General features: G+C 61.9%; 16 protein-coding genes. 11 read left to right on the top strand and 5 right to left on the bottom strand.

The annotated features are described in order from the left end of the window. Positions 1 to 2: 2 nt before the first annotated feature. The 3 genes from NMA58_RS26500 to NMA58_RS26490 all read right to left on the bottom strand — a co-directional run bounded on the left by NMA58_RS26500 (position 3) and on the right by NMA58_RS26490 (position 2,498). Positions 3 to 671, bottom strand: coding sequence for a haloacid dehalogenase type II (locus NMA58_RS26500; RefSeq protein ID WP_285194594.1), 669 nt, complete (start codon positions 669 to 671; stop codon positions 3 to 5). A gap of 144 nt (positions 672 to 815) precedes the next feature. Beyond that, complete coding sequence (locus tag NMA58_RS26495) at positions 816 to 1,484, bottom strand: aldolase (protein ID WP_434713841.1); 669 nt, start codon at positions 1,482 to 1,484, stop codon at positions 816 to 818. Between the two features lie 15 nt (positions 1,485 to 1,499). Further along, on the bottom strand, positions 1,500 to 2,498 hold the full coding sequence (locus NMA58_RS26490; RefSeq protein ID WP_434713840.1) for a LacI family DNA-binding transcriptional regulator: 999 nt from the start codon (positions 2,496 to 2,498) through the stop codon (positions 1,500 to 1,502). Positions 2,499 to 2,716: 218 nt separating this feature from the next. On the opposite strand from NMA58_RS26490, the gene ltnD reads away from it, so the two are divergent. From ltnD to NMA58_RS26440, 10 genes are all read left to right on the top strand, one after another. After that, positions 2,717 to 3,661 carry an L-threonate dehydrogenase gene (gene ltnD / locus NMA58_RS26485; protein ID WP_434713839.1) on the top strand — a complete coding sequence of 315 codons (945 nt, stop codon included), beginning with the start codon at positions 2,717 to 2,719 and terminating at the stop codon, positions 3,659 to 3,661. Between the two features lie 11 nt (positions 3,662 to 3,672). Beyond that, positions 3,673 to 4,449, top strand: coding sequence for a 2-oxo-tetronate isomerase (gene otnI, locus NMA58_RS26480; protein WP_434713837.1), 777 nt, complete (start codon positions 3,673 to 3,675; stop codon positions 4,447 to 4,449). Between the two features lie 3 nt (positions 4,450 to 4,452). Continuing rightward, complete coding sequence (otnK, locus tag NMA58_RS26475; RefSeq protein WP_434713836.1) at positions 4,453 to 5,730, top strand: 3-oxo-tetronate kinase; 1,278 nt, start codon at positions 4,453 to 4,455, stop codon at positions 5,728 to 5,730. Between the two features lie 189 nt (positions 5,731 to 5,919). Further along, positions 5,920 to 6,756, top strand: a complete 837-nt coding sequence (locus tag NMA58_RS26470) for a GNAT family N-acetyltransferase (RefSeq protein WP_434713834.1) — start codon at positions 5,920 to 5,922, stop codon at positions 6,754 to 6,756. A 12-nt stretch (positions 6,757 to 6,768) separates the two neighbouring features. Beyond that, complete coding sequence (locus NMA58_RS26465; protein WP_434713832.1) at positions 6,769 to 8,145, top strand: aspartate aminotransferase family protein; 1,377 nt, start codon at positions 6,769 to 6,771, stop codon at positions 8,143 to 8,145. A 220-nt stretch (positions 8,146 to 8,365) separates the two neighbouring features. Beyond that, positions 8,366 to 9,079, top strand: a complete 714-nt coding sequence (locus NMA58_RS26460; protein ID WP_434713831.1) for an HAD-IA family hydrolase — start codon at positions 8,366 to 8,368, stop codon at positions 9,077 to 9,079. A gap of 63 nt (positions 9,080 to 9,142) precedes the next feature. Further along, the gene (locus NMA58_RS26455; protein WP_434713830.1) at positions 9,143 to 10,753 is read left to right on the top strand and encodes an ABC transporter substrate-binding protein; all 1,611 of its coding nucleotides are present in this window, start codon (positions 9,143 to 9,145) and stop codon (positions 10,751 to 10,753) included. Positions 10,754 to 10,825: 72 nt separating this feature from the next. Further along, a complete protein-coding gene (locus tag NMA58_RS26450) occupies positions 10,826 to 11,776 on the top strand; it encodes an ABC transporter permease (RefSeq protein WP_434713828.1) in 951 nt (316 codons plus the stop codon). Further along, entirely contained in the window at positions 11,773 to 12,639 is an 867-nt protein-coding gene (locus NMA58_RS26445; RefSeq protein ID WP_434713827.1) for an ABC transporter permease, read from the top strand. Before NMA58_RS26450 ends, NMA58_RS26445 begins: the two co-directional genes overlap by 4 nt. Further along, positions 12,636 to 14,291: an ABC transporter ATP-binding protein gene (locus tag NMA58_RS26440; RefSeq protein WP_434713826.1), complete on the top strand. Its 1,656-nt coding sequence runs from the start codon at positions 12,636 to 12,638 to the stop codon at positions 14,289 to 14,291. Before NMA58_RS26445 ends, NMA58_RS26440 begins: the two co-directional genes overlap by 4 nt. A 337-nt stretch (positions 14,292 to 14,628) precedes the next feature. On the opposite strand, the gene NMA58_RS26435 is transcribed toward NMA58_RS26440, so the two are convergent. Next, positions 14,629 to 15,105, bottom strand: coding sequence for an Lrp/AsnC family transcriptional regulator (locus tag NMA58_RS26435; RefSeq protein ID WP_004679019.1), 477 nt, complete (start codon positions 15,103 to 15,105; stop codon positions 14,629 to 14,631). Between the two features lie 236 nt (positions 15,106 to 15,341). Between NMA58_RS26435 and NMA58_RS26430 the strand changes: the two genes are divergently transcribed. After that, a complete protein-coding gene (locus NMA58_RS26430) occupies positions 15,342 to 16,667 on the top strand; it encodes an NAD(P)/FAD-dependent oxidoreductase (RefSeq protein WP_434713825.1) in 1,326 nt (441 codons plus the stop codon). 29 nt (positions 16,668 to 16,696) lie between these two features. Here the strand turns inward: NMA58_RS26430 and NMA58_RS26425 are convergent, their stop codons facing one another. After that, on the bottom strand, positions 16,697 to 19,237 hold the full coding sequence (locus tag NMA58_RS26425; RefSeq protein ID WP_434713824.1) for a methyl-accepting chemotaxis protein: 2,541 nt from the start codon (positions 19,235 to 19,237) through the stop codon (positions 16,697 to 16,699). Between the last annotated feature and the right edge of the window lie 26 nt (positions 19,238 to 19,263).

Raw genomic sequence — 19,263 nt, 5'->3', positions numbered from 1 at the left:
CGTCAGAGGCCGACAACGCCAGGCAAGCCGGAGATGTCGGGAATCTCGACATAGCCGTAATAGGGATTTGCCGGCTCGTGACCGCGATTGACCCAGACCTTGTTCTTGATGCCGAGATCGTGGGCCGACATCAGATCATAGCGGAAGGAGGACGAGCAATGCAGCACGTCCTCTGGCCCGCAGCCGAGCATGTCGAACATGTATTCGAAAGCCTGGAAGCGCGGCTTATAAGCATTGGCCTGCTGAGCGGTATAAACCGCGTGGAAGGGCGCGCCGAGCTTTTCGACATTCGACATGATCTGGGAGTTCATGGCGTTGGACAGGATCACCAAAGGAATTTCCTTGGCAACTCTGGCAAGGCCCTCGGGTACGTCCCGATGCGGCCCCCAGGTGGGAACACGCTCGTAAACCATTTGCGCTGCTTCGTCGCGAAATGTCACGCCGTTGCGCTTGCATGTCCGCTCGAGCGAGTTGTGCACCACCTCGGCGTAGGGCTTCCAGGCGCCCATGATCTCGTCGAGACGATAGGCGGCGAAATTCCTGACGAACTCCGCCATGCGCGGCTCCTCGAGTTGATCGCCGTAGAGGTCGCGCGCCGCTTCCGCCATCTGGAAGTTGGTCAGCGTGCCGTAGCAATCGAAGGTGATGTATTTCGGGCGGAACGTCGTCATCTGCGTATCCTTGAATGATTGGAACCGGGATGTTTCACAATCATAGGCACCGCTTTATCCGTGGCTTACCCGAATTGGCGGCATCCGAAGCAGAATCTATCGTATCGAAAGCGGCGTTTGGCAGAAGGTTGCGCGCGCTCGGGTTCAGTCGTGATCGTGGTCATGATGCGACGGAAGATCGAGACCGAAGGTATCGACGAGATCGGCCACCTGGGCCGGGCTGAGGAAACGGGGATTGAGGTTGCGCAACAGCAGATAGAGCTTCGCCGTTTCCTCCAGTTCCTCGGTCGCGAAGACCGCCGCCTCCAGGCTGTCACCGGCGACAACAGGTCCATGATTGGCAAGAAGCACCGACGAATATTTGCCTGCCAGTCCGCGGATTGCGTCAGCCACCGCCGGATCCCCAGGACGATAATACGGCACCAAAGCCGTCTCCCCGGCGCGCATGAGATAATATGGCGTCATCGGCGGCAAGGCGGCCCGCGGATCGATCTCCGGCAGCATGGTCAGCGCCACCGCATGGGTGGAGTGAAGATGGACGATGGCGCGGGCGCTGCCGCGTGTCTCGTAGAGGGCGGTGTGAAGCGGGATTTCCTTGGTCGGCTTGTCGCCGGACAGCAAACGGCCTTGCGCATCGAGCCTGGAGATCCGCGCCGGGTCGAGAAAACCAAGCGAGGCGTTGGTCGGCGTTACCAGCCAGCCGCCGTCCTCCAGCCGCAACGATATATTGCCGGACGAACCGGGCGTCAGCCCGCGCTCGAACAGCGAGCGAGCGTATCGGCAGATTTCCTCACGCATGCGCGCGTCGGACATGGTGGTTCCTCCAGGTTACGCAGTTGCCCCTTCGATCAGTTCAAAACCGAGATCGATGGCCTGCGGCGGCGCGTTGGCGATGACCAGCTCAGCGGCGATCTGCCCCGTCGCCACACGCGGCGTGCGGATGGTCGATAAGGGTTGCGGTATTGCTCGGCCGATATCGAGGCCGTTATAGCCGAATATAGCGAGTTGCGAGGGGATGGCGATCCCTTGAGCGAGACAATGAAAATAACCACCGAGCGCCATGTCATCGTTGGAAAAGTAGACCGCATCGAGGCCGGTCGCTCGTGCGAGCAGTCGCTCCAGTCCCTGCTTGCCGTTTTCAACTGAGGAAGCGCCCGCCAGGATTTCCCGAGCGATGAGCGGAGTTCCGTTGGCGTCGAGAGTTTCGCAAAAACTCGAAAATCGCTTGCCGGCGCGGGTGTCGCGGTCCAGGTCGTGACCGACATAGCCGATCCGTCGGTAGCCCCGCCTGAGCAGGAAGGCAGCGCTCTCCCGCCCGGCCGCGCGGTTCGAGAAGCCGACCGCGATATCGAGGGCATCGCCATCCAGATCGAGCAGTTCGACGACCCGACATCCGCTGGCGCGCAGCATCTTCGCCGTGCCGTCGGTGTGCTCATACCCCGCAAGCATCACTGCCGCCGGCCGCCAGGCAAGCATGGCGGTTGCGAGAGCCTCCTCCTTGCCCGCATCATAGTCCGTGACCGAAAAGACCGCCTGATAGCGATTTTCTTCCAGAACGGCGCTCGCTCCACGCAGCACGTCGGAAAATACGATGTTAGACAGCGAGGGAATAACGAAGGCGACGAGGCGCGAACCGGTGGAGGCAAGCGTTCCGGCGATCCGGTTCGGGACATAGCCCAGCCGCTCGACCGCGGCCATTACCCGCTCCCGCGTTCTGCCGGAAAATGAACCGTGATTGCGCAGCACGCGCGACACCGTGCTCTCGCCGACGCCGGCCGCTTCCGCGACCTCTGCAAGGGTCACCGTCGCCTGATGTTTGAATTCCATGGTCAATCTTGAACCCGGCATCTGAAGCGCGAAACTATCCTCGGGACGCCTCGCTGCGACATACATTTTTCATCACTTCAGACCAGAAGCAAGATATTTTTGGCAGCGCTGCCAATCTGCAGTTGGCAGCGCTGCCAAAAGAGAGTAGGAAAATGGCAGCGCTGCCAAAAACCGCTTCATCGCCCAGGGCATGCCTTTCAAGACTGGAGAAAACTCCCATGACACCGCTTGCCGAACACTCAGGCTCCACCGTCATCGCGGCCGTCATCGGTCTTGGTTCCATGGGATTGGGGATGGCACGGTCATTGAAGCGCGCAAGTCTCGACGTCGTCGGATACGACATAACGCCGGCGGCAGTGGACCGCTTCGTGGCCGAAGGCGGACGTGGCGCGGCGACTCCTGCCGACGCAGCCAGGGAGGCCGATATCATCGTCTGCGTGGTCGTCAACGCCGCGCAGACCGAGGCTGTGCTGTTCGGAGCAGAGGGTGTCGCGGCTGCGATGAAGGCGGGCGCCGTATTCATCTCGTCGGCAACCATGGATCCGGCCGTCGCGCGTGATCTGGCGGGGCGGACCGAGGCCCTCGGTCTGCACTATCTCGACGCGCCGATATCCGGCGGTGCGGCCAAGGCCGCGCTTGGCGAGCTGACGATCATGGCTTCCGGTTCCAGGCAGGCTTTCAATGCAGCGCGGCCGGGGCTCGACGCCATGGCCGGCAAGGTCTACGAGCTCGGCGACGCGGCCGGTACGGGCGCCGCATTCAAGATGATCAACCAGCTTCTCGCCGGGGTGCATATCGCGGCCGCATGCGAGGCCATCAGCTTTGCGGCCAAGCAGGGTCTTGACCTTGAGAAGGTCTATGAAGTCATCACCGCCTCGGCTGGCAATTCGTGGATGTTCGAAAACCGCGTGCCGCATGTATTGGCCGGAGACTATACGCCGCTCAGCAGCATCGAGATCTTCGTCAAGGATCTCGGCATCGTCCAGGATATGGCCCGCTCCGAACGATATCCGACACCGCTCGCGGCAGCCGCTCTGCAAATGTATCTGGCGGCGGCTGGGGCCGGCATGGGCCGCGACGACGATTCCTCACTCGCACGCCTCTATGCCATGCTTTCCGGCGCAGAATTGCCCGGCCCCGCCAAGGAGCCGCAGAGCCTGTAAAGGAAGTCGACATGCCTGCTTTCGCCGCCAACCTGACGATGATGTTCAACGAATGGGCCTTCCTCGACCGCTTCGACGCCGCAGCCGAAGCCGGCTTTTCCGCCGTCGAATATCTCTTTCCCTATGAAGTCACGCCGGAGGCCATCGCCGAACGGCTCGCCCGCAACAATCTGCAGCAGGCCCTGTTCAACCTGCCGCCGGGCGATTGGGGCGCCGGCGAACGCGGCATCGCTGCCCTTCCCGGACGGTTCGACGAGCTGAAGGCCAATGTCGAGCGGGCGCTGGATTATGTGGCGGCGACGGGCGTCAAACGGTTGCACCTGATGGCAGGCATCGCCGATCCTCATGATCAGGACGCCTCTTCCTCATACCGGCGCTCCGTCGCCTATACCGCCGGCCGGCTCGGAGAAAAGGGAATCGATCTTCTGCTTGAGCCGATCAACGGGCGCAACATGCCAGGATATTTCCTAAACGATTTCGGCATCGCCGAGCGGTTGATCGCCGAATGCGGCCTGCCGAACCTGAAGCTTCAATTCGACATCTATCACCGTCAGATCATCCATGGCGACGTTGCCATGGCATTGCGGCGCCTGCTGCCGATCACTGGCCACATCCAGATCGCCAGCGTGCCGTCACGCAACGAGCCGGATGGGGAAGAGCTGAACTATCCCTATCTGTTCAGCCAAATCGACGGGCTGGGTTATGATGGCTTCATCGGCTGCGAATATATTCCGCGAGGCCGCACGCTGGACGGCCTGGGCTGGTTCGCCCCTTTTGCACGGAGCTAGACGATGGCTATTTCACTCGGATCGATCGCTGACGACTACACGGGCGCATCGGACCTCGCCAACACGCTGACAAAGAACGGCTTGCGCACAGTGCAGACGGTCGGCATCCCCGATCCCTCGCTCACACTGCCCGACGTGGACGCCGTTGTCGTCTCACTGAAAATCCGCTCCGTCCCGGCCTCGGAGGCGGTAAAGGCAGCCACGGAAGCTGACCGATGGCTGCGCCAGCGGGGCGCCGGGCATGTGCTTTACAAAATCTGCTCGACCTTCGACTCCACTGATGCCGGCAATATCGGGCCCGTCACCGAGGCCTTGCGCGATGCTGCGGGCGGCGGCAGCGTACTGGTTACACCAGCCTTTCCGGAAACAGCGCGTACCGTCTATCTCGGCCATCTCTTCGTTGGCGACCAACCATTGAACGAAAGCCCGCTCAAGGATCACCCCCTCAACCCGATGCACGACGCCAATCTCGTGCGGGTTCTTACTCGGCAATCGCGAGGCGCCGTCGGCTTGATCGATCTGGCAGCTATCGCGGCCGGCCCTGCCGCCGCGAGGGCGAGGCTCGATGCGTTGCGCACGACGGGCGTGACCATGGCTGTCGCCGACGCGATTTTCGAAACCGATCTTGAAACGCTCGGCGAGATTGCGCTCGAAACGCCGGTATCGACCGGTGCCTCCGGCCTTGGCCTCGGCCTTGCCCGGGCGCTCGTCCGTTCCGGCCGCATATCCGGCCGTGCAACAGCTGAAGACGTCATTCGCCCTGTCGGCGGGTTTTCGGCGATCGTTGCCGGCAGCTGTTCGAAGGCAACACTACGCCAGCTCGAGGTCGCCGAACGGTCGATGCCTGTGCTGCGGCTTGATCCGGAGCGGCTGATGTCAGGCCCGGATGAGATCGCCGCCGCGATTTCCTGGGCTGTAGACCGCATCTCCGCCGGTCCCGTCATAGTCGCCGCGAGCGGGACGCCGGAAACGGTATCCCGCCTGCAATCGCAATATGGGCGGGAGGCCTCCGGCCACGCGATCGAGACCGCGACCTCGATCATAGCAGCCGAACTGGTTGAGAGAGGCGTGCGGCGCCTGGTGGTCGCCGGCGGTGAAACCTCGGGGGCCGCCGTCGACAGGCTCGCCATCCCGGCATTTCTGATCGGCCCCGAGATTGCTCCCGGCGTGCCGGTGCTGCGCACGGTCGGCAATCGGCAGGGCGACATGCTTCTGGCATTGAAATCCGGAAATTTCGGTGGCGACGACTTCTTTGCGGCAGCGCTGGCAATGATGCACTGACCTGCCCCGACGAGCCCAGCCATTTTGGCCCCGAGCCCGTTTGGATAGCGTGGATATCGATTGGCTCCAGCATAAGATGCGGCAGCCCCTCGGCCTAATGCTATAAGATACTGCCTGAACCGCGGCCTTCAGACGATCTGCCCGCCGGGGCTCCGGCAGACTTGCGGGCACGACATGAAGGACGGCCCGATGCAAACACGTCAGATCGAAATCGCTGCATTTAGCCCAGATCATCTGGAGGCAGCCGTTGCGCTCTCCAGGCAGGCGGGCTGGCCGCATCGGCCGCAGGACTGGCAGATGGCGCTGACCTTGAGCGAAGGCGTTGTTGCAATCGAAAACGACAGGGTCGTCGGCACCGTCCTCGTCACTCCATACAAGCGGGATTGTGCGACCATCAACATGGTGATCGTCGACGAGACCATGCGCGGCCGGGGCCTCGGCCGCAGGCTGATGGAGGTCGCCTTGCAGATCGCAGGCGACCGGCCTTTGCGGCTGGTCGCGACAACGGAGGGCCTGCCGCTCTACGAGAAGCTCGGCTTTCATGAAACCGGGACAGTGCTGCAGCACCAAGGCCTTGCCGGAAAAATCGGAGCGCCGGCCGGCACGAGCGCCACCACCGCGGGCGATCTCCCGGGCATCATTGGGCTCGACCGCCTTGCCTTCGGCGCCGACCGCGAAAAGCTCATCACCTATCTCGCACAGGTGGGCGAATTCGCCGTCATTCGCCGCAACGGCGTTGTCTCGGGTTTTGCCTGCCTGCGTCCCTTTGGTCGCGGCGAGGTGATCGGACCCGTGGTCGCCGCAGACATCGACGACGCCAGGAAACTCATCGAACATCACATCGCCGGTCGTCTAGGAAGGTTCCTCAGGGTGGACACGACTGCCGAAACCGGACTCTCTCCATGGCTCGACACACTGGGGCTAGCCCATGTCGGAGGTGGCATCGCCATGAGAAAGCCATCGGCCGGCGACGTCGCCGCCCGGACCGCCACCACCTTTGCCCTTGCCAGTCAGGCCCTCGGCTGATCCGGAGATCCCATGTACAGCAACTCGCTCATCGAACTCGATCGCGCCCATCTCATTCATCCCGTTGCATCCTACCGCAGCCATGAAAAGCATGGCGTGCGCGTGCTCACCTCAGCCAAGGGAGCGACGGTCACCGACGCCTCGGGCAAACAACTGATCGACGGTTTCGCCGGCCTCTGGTGTGTCAATGCCGGTTACGGCCATGAGAGCATCGTCGAGGCGGCGGCCCAGCAGATGCGGGAGCTTCCCTATGCGACGGCCTATTTCGGCCTCGGCTCCGAGCCTGCCATCCGGCTCGCCTCCGAGCTTGCTGACCGGGCGCCGGGCGATCTGAACCATGTCTACTTCACGCTCGGCGGCTCAGATGCGGTGGACAGCACAGTCCGCTTCATCCGCTACTATTGGAATGCTCGAGGGCGGCCCGAACGCGATCAGTTCATCTCGGTCGAACAGGGTTATCACGGCTCCTCGACGGTGGGTGCGGGCCTGACTGCCCTGCCTGCCTTCCATGCCGGCTTCGGCCTTCCCTTCGATTGGCAGCATAAAATTCCGTCACATTACGCCTACCGCAATCCAGTCGGCGACAGCCCGGGGGCGATCATCGAGGCCTCGCTCGCGGCACTGAAAGGCAAGGTCGAGGCAATCGGGCCCGAACGCGTCGCCGCCTTCTATGTCGAACCGATCCAGGGTTCGGGCGGCGTACTGGTGCCGCCGAAAGGCTGGCTTAAAGCAATGCGGGAATTCTGCCGCGAGCACGACATCCTTTTTGTCGCCGATGAGGTGATCACCGGCTTTGGCCGGACCGGGCCGCTTTTTGCCTGCGACGAGGAAGGGGTCGTGCCCGATTTCATGACGACCGCCAAGGGCCTCACCTCCGGCTACGTCCCGATGGGCGCCGTCTTCATGGCCGATCACGTCTATGAAACGATTGCCGAGGGCGCGGGTGCTACCGCCATTGGTCATGGCTACACCTATTCGGCCCATCCCGTCAGCGCCGCCGTCGGCCTCGAAGTGTTGAACCTCTACGAAAACGGCCTTCTCGACAATGGCGTCAAGGCCGGGAGGCGGCTGATGCAGGGGCTGGAATCGCTGAAGGATCACCCGCTCGTCGGCGATGTCCGCGGCCGCGGCATGCTTGCTGCCATCGAGCTCGTGGTCGATAAGGTCAACAGGACGCCGATGCCGGCATCCGCCGAGCCGGCGCGCCGCATCTTCGATCGCGCCTGGGAAAACGGCCTCGTCATCCGCGCGTTCGGCAATGGCGTCCTTGGCTACGCACCGCCGCTGTGCTGCACCGAAACCGAGATCGATGCGATCGTCGAACGCACACGTTTGACGCTTGACGAGACGCTGGAGGACCCGGATGTGCGTCGGGCGCTGCGGGCCTGAGAATACCGCGAAACAGCCAGATTCGGTATTTTGTGCCGCTCCATGGCGCCATTTCGGAGAATCCGGCGCAGCGCAGGTGACAAACTGAAAGCCAAGAAAGGCCCCGATCACGACAATTACGGGCCTTAATACAAGAGCGGGACAACGATCCCGCCGGGAACGGAATATTCTTCCTTTGAGAAGCCGCGCTCCCAACGGAGCCGAACACTGGGGAATTCGCGTGAACAAGAGCCTTCCGGAATTCAAGTACATGACCTTCGACGTCGTCGGCACACTTATCGACTTCGAGGGCGGCCTCAAGGATTGCCTTGCCGGGATTGCTGCCGAAACAGGAAGTGAAATCGATAGCGAGCGAGCGCTTAGCCTCTATCGCGAGGCCCGCTACTCCGACGACGCCGACCTCTTTCCCGACGACCTCGTGCGCGTCTACCTGGCGATCGCGCCAAAGCTCGGCCTGCCCAACGGTCGCAAATACGGCGAACGTTTGCGGGACTCGGCAAAGAGCTGGAAAGGTTTCGCAGACAGCGCCGCAGCACTGGCGGAGCTCGCGAAAGATTACCGCCTCGTGGCGATGACCAACGCCCGCCGCTGGGCATTTGAATTCTTCGAGAAGGAGCTCGGCAGTCCCTTCCACGCGGCCTTCACCGCCGACGATACGGGCACTGAGAAGCCCGATCCCGCATTCTTCGAGAAGGTATTCTACTACGTCGCCTCGGAGGGACATTCAAAAGATGACATCCTGCATGTCGCCCAGAGCCAGTATCACGACATCGGAATATCCAGGAAACTCGGCCTTACCAATTGCTGGATCGAGCGACGGCATGCCCAGAAAGGCTACGGCGGCACGATCGAGCCGGCCGAGTTCACTGCACCCGACTATCATTTCACGTCGATGGCAGGCCTCGCAGAGGCCGTGGCCGCCGCGCGCGCATGACTTTTAGCACCGGACCGGGCTCGCCTAGCAGGCAGCCCCGTCACAGAAGAAAAGGGGAATGAGATGAACGAAAAGATCACCAATTGGACCAGATCCGACGACGCCATGATCGAAACCGCCATCCGTCGTGGCGCAACCCGTCGCGAGCTGCTACATATGATGCTTGCGGGCGGCGTTGCCATGTCCGCCGGCGGGCTTGTGCTCGGCCGCGCCGGCAAGGCGCTCGCCGCCACGCCCGTTTCCGGCGGAGCGCTCAAGGCGGCCGGCTGGTCGTCCTCGACCGCCGATACCCTCGATCCTGCCAAGGCGTCGCTCTCTACCGATTATGTCCGCTGCTGTTCCTTCTATAACCGCCTGACCTTCCTCGATAAGAGCGGTACGCCGCAGATGGAGCTCGCAGAGGCGATCGAATCCAAGGATGCCAAGACCTGGACGGTCAAGCTGAAGAAGGGCGTCACCTTCCACGACGGCAAGCCGCTAACGGCCGATGACGTGGTTTTCTCGCTGAAACGTCATCTCGACCCCTCGGTGGGCTCGAAGGTCGCCAAGATCGCCGCCCAGATGACCGGCTTCAAGTCTGTGGACAAGCAGACCGTCGAGATCACGCTTGCCGATCCGAATGCCGACCTGCCGACCATCCTGTCGATGCATCACTTCATGATCGTTGCCGACGGCACGACCGATTTCACCAAGGCCAACGGCACCGGTGCGTTTGTCAGGGAAGTCTTCGAGCCGGGCGTTCGTTCGGTCGGGATCAAGAACAAGAATTACTGGAAATCAGGCCCCAACGTCGACTCTTTCGAATATTTCGCCATCAGCGACGACAATGCCCGCGTCAACGCCCTGCTTTCGGGCGATATCCACCTCGCGGCATCGATCAATCCACGCTCTATGCGCCTCGTCGAAGCCCAAGGTGACGGCTTCACCCTGTCGAAGACGACGTCCGGCAATTATACCAACCTCAACATGCGGCTGGACATGGATCCCGGCAACAAACGGGATTTCATCGAGGGCATGAAGTATCTCGTCAACCGCGAACAGATCGTCAAATCCGCGCTTCGTGGTCTTGGCGAAATCGGCAACGACCAGCCCGTTTCCCCCGCCAACTATTACCGCAACGCCGAGCTTAAGCCGCGCGCCTTCGATCCGGACAAGGCGAAGTTCCACTTCGATAAGGCCGGCGTGCTCGGTCAACCCATTCCCGTGATCGCCTCCGAGGCGGCAAACTCCTCCATCGACATGGCGATGATCATTCAGGCGTCAGGCGCCGAAATCGGTCTCAAGCTCGATGTCCAGCGGGTTCCCTCCGACGGCTACTGGGACAATTATTGGCTCAAGGCGCCGATCCACTTCGGCAATATCAATCCGCGTCCAACGCCGGACATCCTGTTCTCGCTGCTCTATTCCTCGCAGGCCCCCTGGAACGAGAGCCAATACAAGTCGGAAAAGTTCGACAAGATGCTGATCGAAGCACGCGGCTCGCTCGACCAGGAGAAGCGCAAGGCGATTTACGACGAGATGCAGGCAATGATTGCCAATGAAGCCGGCACTATCATTCCGGCTTACCTCTCGAATGTCGATGCCACGACTGCCAAGCTCAAGGGTCTGGAGCCCAACCCGCTCGGCGGTCAGATGGGATATGCCTTCGCCGAGTACGTCTGGCTTGAAGCCTGATAGATAAAGGACCGGGGCTGCAGCCCAGCCCCGGTTCTTTCGAAACCGACCGAGACGAAAGGGGAGCCACCCGTGAACAACCAGGTCTTATCCCTTGTGCTGAGCAGATTGTTCGTCGCCGTGATCACACTGCTGATCGTCTCTTTCGCGGTCTTCTTCGCGACAACGCTCCTGCCGGGCGATACAGCGACGATCCTGCTCGGTCAGGCCGCCACGCCTGAAGCCGTCGAAGGCCTGCGCAAGGCCATGCATCTCGATGAACCGGCGCTCTTTCGGTTCCTGCGCTGGGTCGTCGGTCTTTTGCAGGGCGACCTCGGCACGTCCTATGCCAACGAAATGCCCGTCGCCGCCCTGATTGCCGGCCGCTTCATTAATACGCTGAAACTTGCCGGCGTCACCGCGCTGTTCTCCGTGCCTATTGCGCTGACGCTCGGGATCACCGCGGCAATGCTGCGCGGCACCGTCTATGACCGGATCGTCACCGTGATCACCATCGGCGTCATCTCGGTGCCGGAATTCATGGTCGCGACCTCCGCCGCGCTCATTTTCGCCGTCTACCTGAAATGGCTGCCCGCGCTCTCCTTGGCCAACGAGGTCCACAGTCTGAGCGACCTGTTGCGCGTCTATGCCATGCCGGTGATCACGCTCACCTTCGTCGTCTCGGCCCAGATGATACGAATGACACGTGCAGCGGTGATCGAGACGCTCAACACGCCCTATGTCGAGATGGCGTTGCTCAAGGGCGCCTCCCGGCCTCGCATCGTCTTTCGCCATGCGCTGCCGAATGCGCTCGGCCCGATCGTCAATGCGGTCGCGCTGTCACTCTCCTATCTGCTCGGAGGCGTCATCATCGTCGAGACCATCTTCAACTACCCCGGTATCGCCAAGCTGATGCTGGATGCCGTAGCCACCCGCGACCTGCCGCTGATCCAGAGCTGCGCGATGATCTTCTGTCTTGGCTATCTGCTGCTGATCACCATCGCCGACATCATCGCCATTCTTTCCAATCCGAGGCTCCGATGACCATGACCCGCTCCGAGACCACTTCCGACCGGCTGCCCGGAACCCGGTTTGGTTATCACTTCAATCTCGTCGGAGCGATCGGCCTGATCGTCATCCTCGCTTGGGCGCTCGTCGCGATCTTCGCGCCATTGATTATCCCTTATCCCGTCGGCGAAATTGTCGATCTCGATTACTTCGGGCCGATGAGCCGGGAGCTCTGGTTCGGCTCCGACTATCTCGGCCGCGATATGCTGTCGCGAATTTTGATGGGCGCGCGTTATACGGTCGGCATCTCGCTGGCGGCGGTAACGATCGCCTGTTTCAGCGGTGTGGTGCTCGGCATGTTCGCGGCGGCCGTCGGCGGTTGGCTCGACACGATCCTCAGCCGCTTCCTCGATGCCATGAATTCCATTCCGAGCAAGCTTTTCGGCCTGGTGGTGGTCGCCGCGGTCGGCTCTTCGATCCCGGTTCTGATCCTGACGCTGTCGGTGATCTACATCCCTGGCTCCTACCGCTTCGCCCGGGCACTCGCCGTGAACATCAATGCAATGGATTTCATCACCGTCGCGCGCATCCGCGGTGAAAGCACCCTCTATCTCATTCGCTCGGAAATCCTGCCCAACATCGTCGGCCCGGTGCTTGCCGATCTCGGCATTCGTTTTGTCTTCATCGTCCTGCTGCTGTCGGGACTGTCCTTCCTTGGCCTCGGCGTCCAGCCGCCCTATGCCGATTGGGGCGCGCTCGTGCGTGAGAACATCGGTGGCCTCCCCTTCGGCGCGCCGGCGGTGATGTTCCCTTCGATCGCCATCGCCAGCCTCACGATCAGCGTCAACCTGCTGATCGACAACCTGCCGCAGAAAATTCGCGACCGGAGCGTGTCATGAGCAATTTCATCGAAATCCGTGACCTGAAGGTCGAAGCCACCACCGATTCCGGCCGCCGCGTCGAGATCATCAAGGGCGTCAGTCTTGATATTGCCGAAGGCGAGATCGTCGCGCTGATCGGCGAAAGCGGTTCGGGCAAAACGACGATTGCCCTGACCCTCATGGGCCATACCCGCGCGGGCTGCCGCATAACCGGTGGCAGCGTTTCGGTCGGCGGGAAGGACATGGTCAAGCTCGGTGAAAAGCAGCGCGCCAAGGTGCGAGGCACCGAGGTCGCCTATGTCCCGCAATCGGCGGCCGCCGCCTTCAACCCGGCCACATCGATCATGGATCAGGTGATCGAAGTCACGCGTATTCATCACCTGATGTCGCCGGAAGAGGCGCGCGCCAGAGCGGTCGAACTCTTCCGGGCGTTGTCCCTGCCCGAACCGGAGACGATCGGCAGCCGTTATCCGCACCAGGTTTCCGGCGGCCAGTTGCAGCGTTTGGCAGCCGCCATGGCACTGATCGGTAATCCCACTCTCGTCATCTTCGACGAGCCGACGACGGCGCTGGACGTGACGACCCAGATCGAAGTCCTGCGCGCTTTCAAATCGGTGATGAAAAAGGGCGGCATATCAGGGGTCTATGTCTCGCACGACCTGGCCGTCGTCGCACAGATCGCCGACCGCATCGTGGTCTTGAAGGGCGGGGAGACCCAGGAAACCGGCACCACCGAAGAAATCCTCAATGATGCAAAGCATCCCTATACCAGAGAGCTGCTTGCAGCCTTCGAGCCGAAATCACGCGGCACGGCGGGCGCAATAGAGGCCGCGCCGGCGCCGCTTCTGACGATCGAAAACCTCGTCGCGGGGTACGGACAGCGCCAGGCCGACGGCCTTCCTCTGGTTCGCGCGGTCGAGCATGTGAGCCTGACGGTGGAAAAGGGACGCAACCTCGGCATCATCGGAGAATCCGGTTGCGGCAAGTCGACGCTCGCCCGGACTATCGCCGGCATCCTGCCGGCAGCCGTCGGCAAGATCGTCTTCGATGGCACGGAACTGCGCCGTAGCGCTCGCGAACGCTCACGTGATCAATTGCGCGAGATGCAGATCGTCTTCCAATATGCCGATACGGCACTCAACCCGGCAAAATCCGTCGAAGACATCCTCGCCAGGCCCCTGGTTTTTTACCACCGCATGGATGGACAGGCGCGAAACGCCCGGATCGACCAACTCCTCGACATGGTGCGCCTTCCCCGCAATCTGCGCCACCGCAGGCCTGGGGAACTGTCGGGCGGGCAGAAGCAGCGCGTCAACTTCGCCCGGGCGCTCGCCGCCGACCCGAAGCTCATCCTCTGCGACGAGATCACTTCTGCGCTCGACACCGTGGTCGCTGCCGCCGTCATCGATCTCCTCAAGGAATTGCAGCGCGAACTCGGCCTCTCCTACATCTTCATCAGCCACGACTTGTCGGTGGTGGAAGCGATCTGCGACGAGATCGTCGTCATGTATGGCGGCCGGAAGGTCGAAGAAATCACGCCCGCCAAGGTGAAGGCGCCGCAGCATCCCTATTCGCAGCTGCTCTTCTCGTCGGTACCGACCCTCGATCCGGCCTGGCTTGACGAACTCCAGCAAGATCCGGAACTGGTGCGGGCCTATTGCAGGCACTGAGTGCCGGTCTCACGCGAATTTCCTAGCTCAGCTTTGCCTCAAGAATCATGCAGTCGTTCTATGAGCGACTGATCCGCCCTTCTTGAAATCAAAGCAAGGCGCTTGCCGGATCGAGCGCTCGCCGGGTCGGGTCGTGCTGGAAAGCCTCGACACCGCTGCAGAACCCCAGCAAGTGGCAGCCAACATGGCTCCGGAAGGCAAGAATGAGATTTTGTCGCAAGTCCTTCCAACCGGTAGGAAGCTTATATTATGGGGGGAACAACCTGCGACACAGAAAACCGATATGCACGCGGGATGACGGACGCAAAACCGCTATATCATTTTGCTTTCGATAGCTCTAATGCGGAAACAATGTGGTCAGCGGCATGTGCGCTTTGATGATCGGTGATTTCAGGACGACGAAGCTGAAATATTTATCAATGCCGACGTCCATGTCCGTGAGCCGCTCCATGATCGTCTGATATTCGTCGATGCCGGCGGTGACGAATTTCAGCAGATAATCATAGCCGCCTGAAACGAGATGGCATTCGATCACCTGGTCGACCTTCTCGATCGCAGCAAGGAAGCGGGCAAAATCGATCTGCCGATGGTTTTTCAAGGTAATTTCGGTAAATACGGTCAGCGTCTGCCCGAGTTTGCTGACGTTGATCTGAGCAGAATAGCCTTCGATGTAACCTTCGGACTGCAGCTTCTTCACCCGCATCAGGCAGGGGCTCGGCGACAGATTGACCAGTTCGGCGAGCTCCACATTGGTGACGCGGCCATTCTTCTGCAGTTCGTAGAGAATTTTTATGTCGATCCGGTCAAGTTTCATCATCACATGCGCCTTTGCTTGCTCGAGATCGCCAAGGATGCAGCAGATTATGCTGCAGCCTTTTCAACGTCGAGCTTAACACATTACAAAGGGGTGTCGATCGGATTGCGGGACATGCCGAAGCACAAATGGCTGCCGGCTGGCCCGCAAGACGGAATCTTCTGCTGTCGCTGGATGAACTCCGGCAAAGGTGCCGCATCGGATCCGCTAGACTGGCCTGAAACGGAGACCATACCATGCCCGCACCGCTCACGCGCGTCAACACCACACCGCAGCTGCCCGCTGCCGCCGATGCGGTCGTGATCGGCGGCGGCATCGTCGGCGTTTTCGCGGCCTATTATCTGGCCAGACGTGGAATGAAGGTCGCCCTCGTCGAGAAAGGCCTTGTCGGGGCGGAACAATCGAGCCGCAACTGGGGTTGGTGCCGGCAGCAGAACCGCGACGCCCGCGAATTGCCGATGTCGACGAAGAGCCTCGATCTGTGGGAGCGCTTCGCCGCTGAGACCGGCGAGGACACCGGCTTCCGCCGATGCGGTCTCTTCTATCTCAGCAACAGCGATGAGGAACTCTCCGGCTGGGCGCGTTGGCGCGATTTCGCCCGATCCGTCGGCGTCACGACGCATATGCTGAGCGGTGCGGAGGCAACCGAACGCGGGCGGGCCACCGGCACGGCGTGGAAAGGTGGGGTCTTTTCGCCGACCGACGGCACCGCCGATCCTGCAAGAGCCGCGCCTGCCATCGCGCGTGCGATCCTGAAGCTCGGCGGCACGGTGCATCAATCCTGTGCGGCCCGCGGCATCGACATTGAAGGCGGCAGAGTTTCAGGCGTCGTCACCGAACATGGCACGATTCAGACAAAGGTCGCGATCCTGGCGGGCGGAGCCTGGGCCTCCTCCTTCTGCCGCCAGCTCGACATTCGATTTCCGCAGGCCTCGATCCGCTCATCGATCCTGTCGGTTTCGCCGGGCGCAGCCGGCCTGCCGGATGCGCTGCATACATCGGCGGTTTCCGTGACACGTCGCGGCAACGGCGGTTACACGCTGGCGATCAGCGGCCGCGGCCGCGTCGATCCCACCGCGCAGCAGTTTCGTTTCGCGCCGCAGTTCCTGCCCATGTTCGCCCGCCGCTGGCGGAGTCTGGCACCCGGCGGATTGGAGGGGATTCGCTCGGGCCACGAATCTCTGGCGCGCTGGCGGCTCGACAGGCCGACGCCGATGGAGCGCATGCGCATCCTCCATCCGGCAGTCGATCAGGCCACCATTACCCTCACGCATTCACGGGCGCTCAAGCTGCTGCCCGCCTTGAAGAACACCGAAATCAACGCCGCCTGGGCGGGCTATATCGACAGCACGCCGGACGGCGTGCCGGCGATCGGCGAAATCGCCACCCTTCCAGGTTTCATCCTCGCTGCGGGCTTCAGCGGCCACGGCTTCGGCATCGGACCAGGCGCCGGTCATCTGATCGCCGATATCGTCACGGGCGACGAGCCGATCGTCGATCCCAGGCCCTATCATCCCAACCGCTTCGCGGCGTCCGCCTGGGGCAAAGTCGCCGATTTCTAGAGCGCGTCGCAAAGAGAAGGCCGAGTCCCTCAGGAGGCCAAGGCCATCCGTGGGCTTACGGCAGGCGGAGCCTTGCGGGCGTCGGCGGTCTGGAAGCGGGAAATCCGCTCGTTCAGCAGTTCCACCTGCTGCCGAAGCCTGTGAATTTCGGCGGTGTTTTCCTCCACCATTGCGGCATTGTGCTGCGTGATATGCTCGATGTCGCGAACGGCGCTGTTGACCTCGTCGATGCCTTTGTACTGCGTGCTGGTGGCAGTCGAGATGACCTGCACCAGCCCGTTGATAGAGGTAAAATGCTCCATGATCGCCGAAAGCGCCTGGCCGGTCTCCTCGACGAGCCTGACGCCCGTGCCCACCTGCGATGCGCTGTTGGAGATGAGATCCTTGATTTCGCGGGCAGCCTTGGCGCAGCGCTGTGCAAGCTCGCGCACTTCCTGTGCGACGACGGCAAAACCCCTGCCCGCCTCCCCTGCCCGCGCCGCCTCGACGCCGGCATTGAGGGCGAGAAGATTTGTCTGAAAGGCAATCTCGTCGATCACACCGATAATGCTGGAGACCTTGTCCGACGAACGGTTGATGGCGTCCATGGCGTCGACGGCCTTGGCGACGACGGCCGCGGAATGCTCCGCCTGCCGATGCGCCTCGGCGACGGAAACCGATGTCTGGCGCGCATTTTCCGCTGTCGTGCGAACGCTGGCTGTGAGTTCGCCAAGCACACGTGAACTGTCTTCGAGGGCGGCCGCCTGCTGTTCCGTGCGCCGCGCCAGATCGTCGGCCGCGCCTGAAAGATTGGTGCTGCCCTCGGCGATTTCGTAGGTGGTGTTGCGAACCTCGGCGAGTGTGCGGCGAAGCGCATCGATCGCCTGGTTATAGGTCCTGGCCATCGCGACATAATCGGCGGCCAGCTCCTCGCTCATCACGGCTGCGAGGTTGCCGTCGGCAAGCTTGCCGAGCATGTCTGAGAGTGCGTCCAGGGCCTCGCTCTGCTCGGCTTCGATGCGCGCCTGCTCGGCTGCGCGGCGAGCCTGCTCCTGTTCGTCCCGCGCCCTGTTCGTTTCAGCGACCTCTTCGAGCCTGGTCTTTTCGAGCGCCTGGTCGCGGAAGACGGTCACCGAGCGGATCATATCGCCGATTTCGTCGCCACGCTTGCCATCGCCGATCGGCACGTTGAGATCGCCGGCGGCAAGTCTCGTCATCGTCTGGGTGATCCGCTTCAGCGGTCCGCGCAGCGTTTCGATCAGCATGAGGCCGCCGATGATCGCAAGCACCGTGCCGGCAATCATCGCCGCGAGCGACATGGTGGCCGAACGCTGGCTGATGTCCTTGCCGCTCTCCTGCGCGGTGCTGACGAATTGCTCCAGAGTATGGCTTGCGGCGGCCACGAGCTCGGTCGCCGTCCCCCGCTCTGCCCGCCACCGGTCTGCGACCGATATCAGCAGCGACGTATCCTTTTCGATCGTGGCGAGGGAGGGCTCGATCTTCTTCGCAAGTTCCTGCAAGGCGGCGTTTTTCCCGCTCAATGGTACAAGCTGAGCAGCGCTTTCGCGCAGCGCCTTGAGATCGGCGAGAACGGCGTCCCGCGCCTCGGCATCGACCCGCCTGTTCAGTTCACTCAGATGCAGGCGCAGATCGTCGATCGATTTGAAAGCGGCACCGACGATCGCCACCATCGAGCGAAGCGTGCCGATGTTCGCATCCATGCCGACAAAACGCTCGATAGCGGTATCCGCATTCCCTGAGGCGAGCTTTACGAACTTCTCCTCAAAGCCCTGCAGATCCTGGTCGACGGGGGCATAGCCGTCGAGCGTAAGGTTAGCGCTGTCCTTGGCCATTGCCGCGAGCTTGTCCAATGCCGGCTTCAGCGCGGCAATCTGGCTTTGGGCCTTGTCGGAGGCGACTGCGGCGCTCCCGCCGACCTCCTTGACGAGCGGCGGCAGCAGGCTGCCGAGTGCGCCGGCGATATCCGTGGGTACCGTCGCCTGAGCGGTCGCCTTGCGCAATTTCGCAATGCGCTGGGCGATGTTCTTGTAAGCGGAGGCATCGAGAAGAAGCGCCCGGACGAAGGCTTCCTTTCCGTTCGCCTGATCCTGAAGGACGTCGAGCTGCTTGCGGGCAGTCTGGCTCTCCTTGAAAAGCTGCGCCACAGCCGTATCGATCGCCTGTTCGGTATTCGTGCGCTCCTGTGCAACGGCCCAAAGCGCGTCGGCGCTCCCCTGCATCTTGCCGCCGAGCTCGCGCACCGCCGAGATCTGCTGCTTCTGGGACGGATCGATCAGCATGGCATCGAGCGTCGCAGCGCCCTTCTCCTGATCGGAAATGCCAGCGATCAGCCGATCGCGCGTGGCCGCCGTCGGAAGATCGGTAAAGGCCGTCAGCGAGGATCTGAGCTGCTGGAAACTGGAAAGCGTGTCGATCGTCTGCCGCGTCAGGGTCATCTGGCCTTTGAGCGTGCCGGCGGTGAAATAGCCGAAAAGCCCTATGCCTGCTATGAGGACGATCAGAGGCACCACGAAGAAGAGAACCTTCGTGACAATCCGCATACGCTGCAACAGTCGATCAATCAACGCCATAGAAAGCCCCGCCCCCAGGAATGGTC

This window comes from Rhizobium sp. YTUHZ045, from assembly GCF_051124255.1.
Taxonomy (GTDB): domain Bacteria; phylum Pseudomonadota; class Alphaproteobacteria; order Rhizobiales; family Rhizobiaceae; genus Rhizobium.
The sequence above is the reverse complement of the archived record's forward strand: the minus strand, read 5'-3'. Positions and strand labels throughout refer to the sequence as shown.

Coding starts and splice junctions, on each gene's coding strand:
- otnI (WP_434713837.1), top strand. CDS start 3,673: ATGCCTGCTTTCGCCGCCAACCTGACGATGATGTTCAACGAATGGGCC.
- NMA58_RS26440 (WP_434713826.1), top strand. CDS start 12,636: ATGAGCAATTTCATCGAAATCCGTGACCTGAAGGTCGAAGCCACCACC.
- NMA58_RS26490 (WP_434713840.1), bottom strand. CDS start 2,498: ATGGAATTCAAACATCAGGCGACGGTGACCCTTGCAGAGGTCGCGGAA.
- otnK (WP_434713836.1), top strand. CDS start 4,453: ATGGCTATTTCACTCGGATCGATCGCTGACGACTACACGGGCGCATCG.
- ltnD (WP_434713839.1), top strand. CDS start 2,717: ATGACACCGCTTGCCGAACACTCAGGCTCCACCGTCATCGCGGCCGTC.
- NMA58_RS26500 (WP_285194594.1), bottom strand. CDS start 671: ATGACGACGTTCCGCCCGAAATACATCACCTTCGATTGCTACGGCACG.
- NMA58_RS26430 (WP_434713825.1), top strand. CDS start 15,342: ATGCCCGCACCGCTCACGCGCGTCAACACCACACCGCAGCTGCCCGCT.
- NMA58_RS26495 (WP_434713841.1), bottom strand. CDS start 1,484: ATGTCCGACGCGCGCATGCGTGAGGAAATCTGCCGATACGCTCGCTCG.
- NMA58_RS26470 (WP_434713834.1), top strand. CDS start 5,920: ATGCAAACACGTCAGATCGAAATCGCTGCATTTAGCCCAGATCATCTG.
- NMA58_RS26435 (WP_004679019.1), bottom strand. CDS start 15,105: ATGAAACTTGACCGGATCGACATAAAAATTCTCTACGAACTGCAGAAG.
- NMA58_RS26465 (WP_434713832.1), top strand. CDS start 6,769: ATGTACAGCAACTCGCTCATCGAACTCGATCGCGCCCATCTCATTCAT.
- NMA58_RS26455 (WP_434713830.1), top strand. CDS start 9,143: ATGAACGAAAAGATCACCAATTGGACCAGATCCGACGACGCCATGATC.
- NMA58_RS26445 (WP_434713827.1), top strand. CDS start 11,773: ATGACCATGACCCGCTCCGAGACCACTTCCGACCGGCTGCCCGGAACC.
- NMA58_RS26425 (WP_434713824.1), bottom strand. CDS start 19,237: ATGGCGTTGATTGATCGACTGTTGCAGCGTATGCGGATTGTCACGAAG.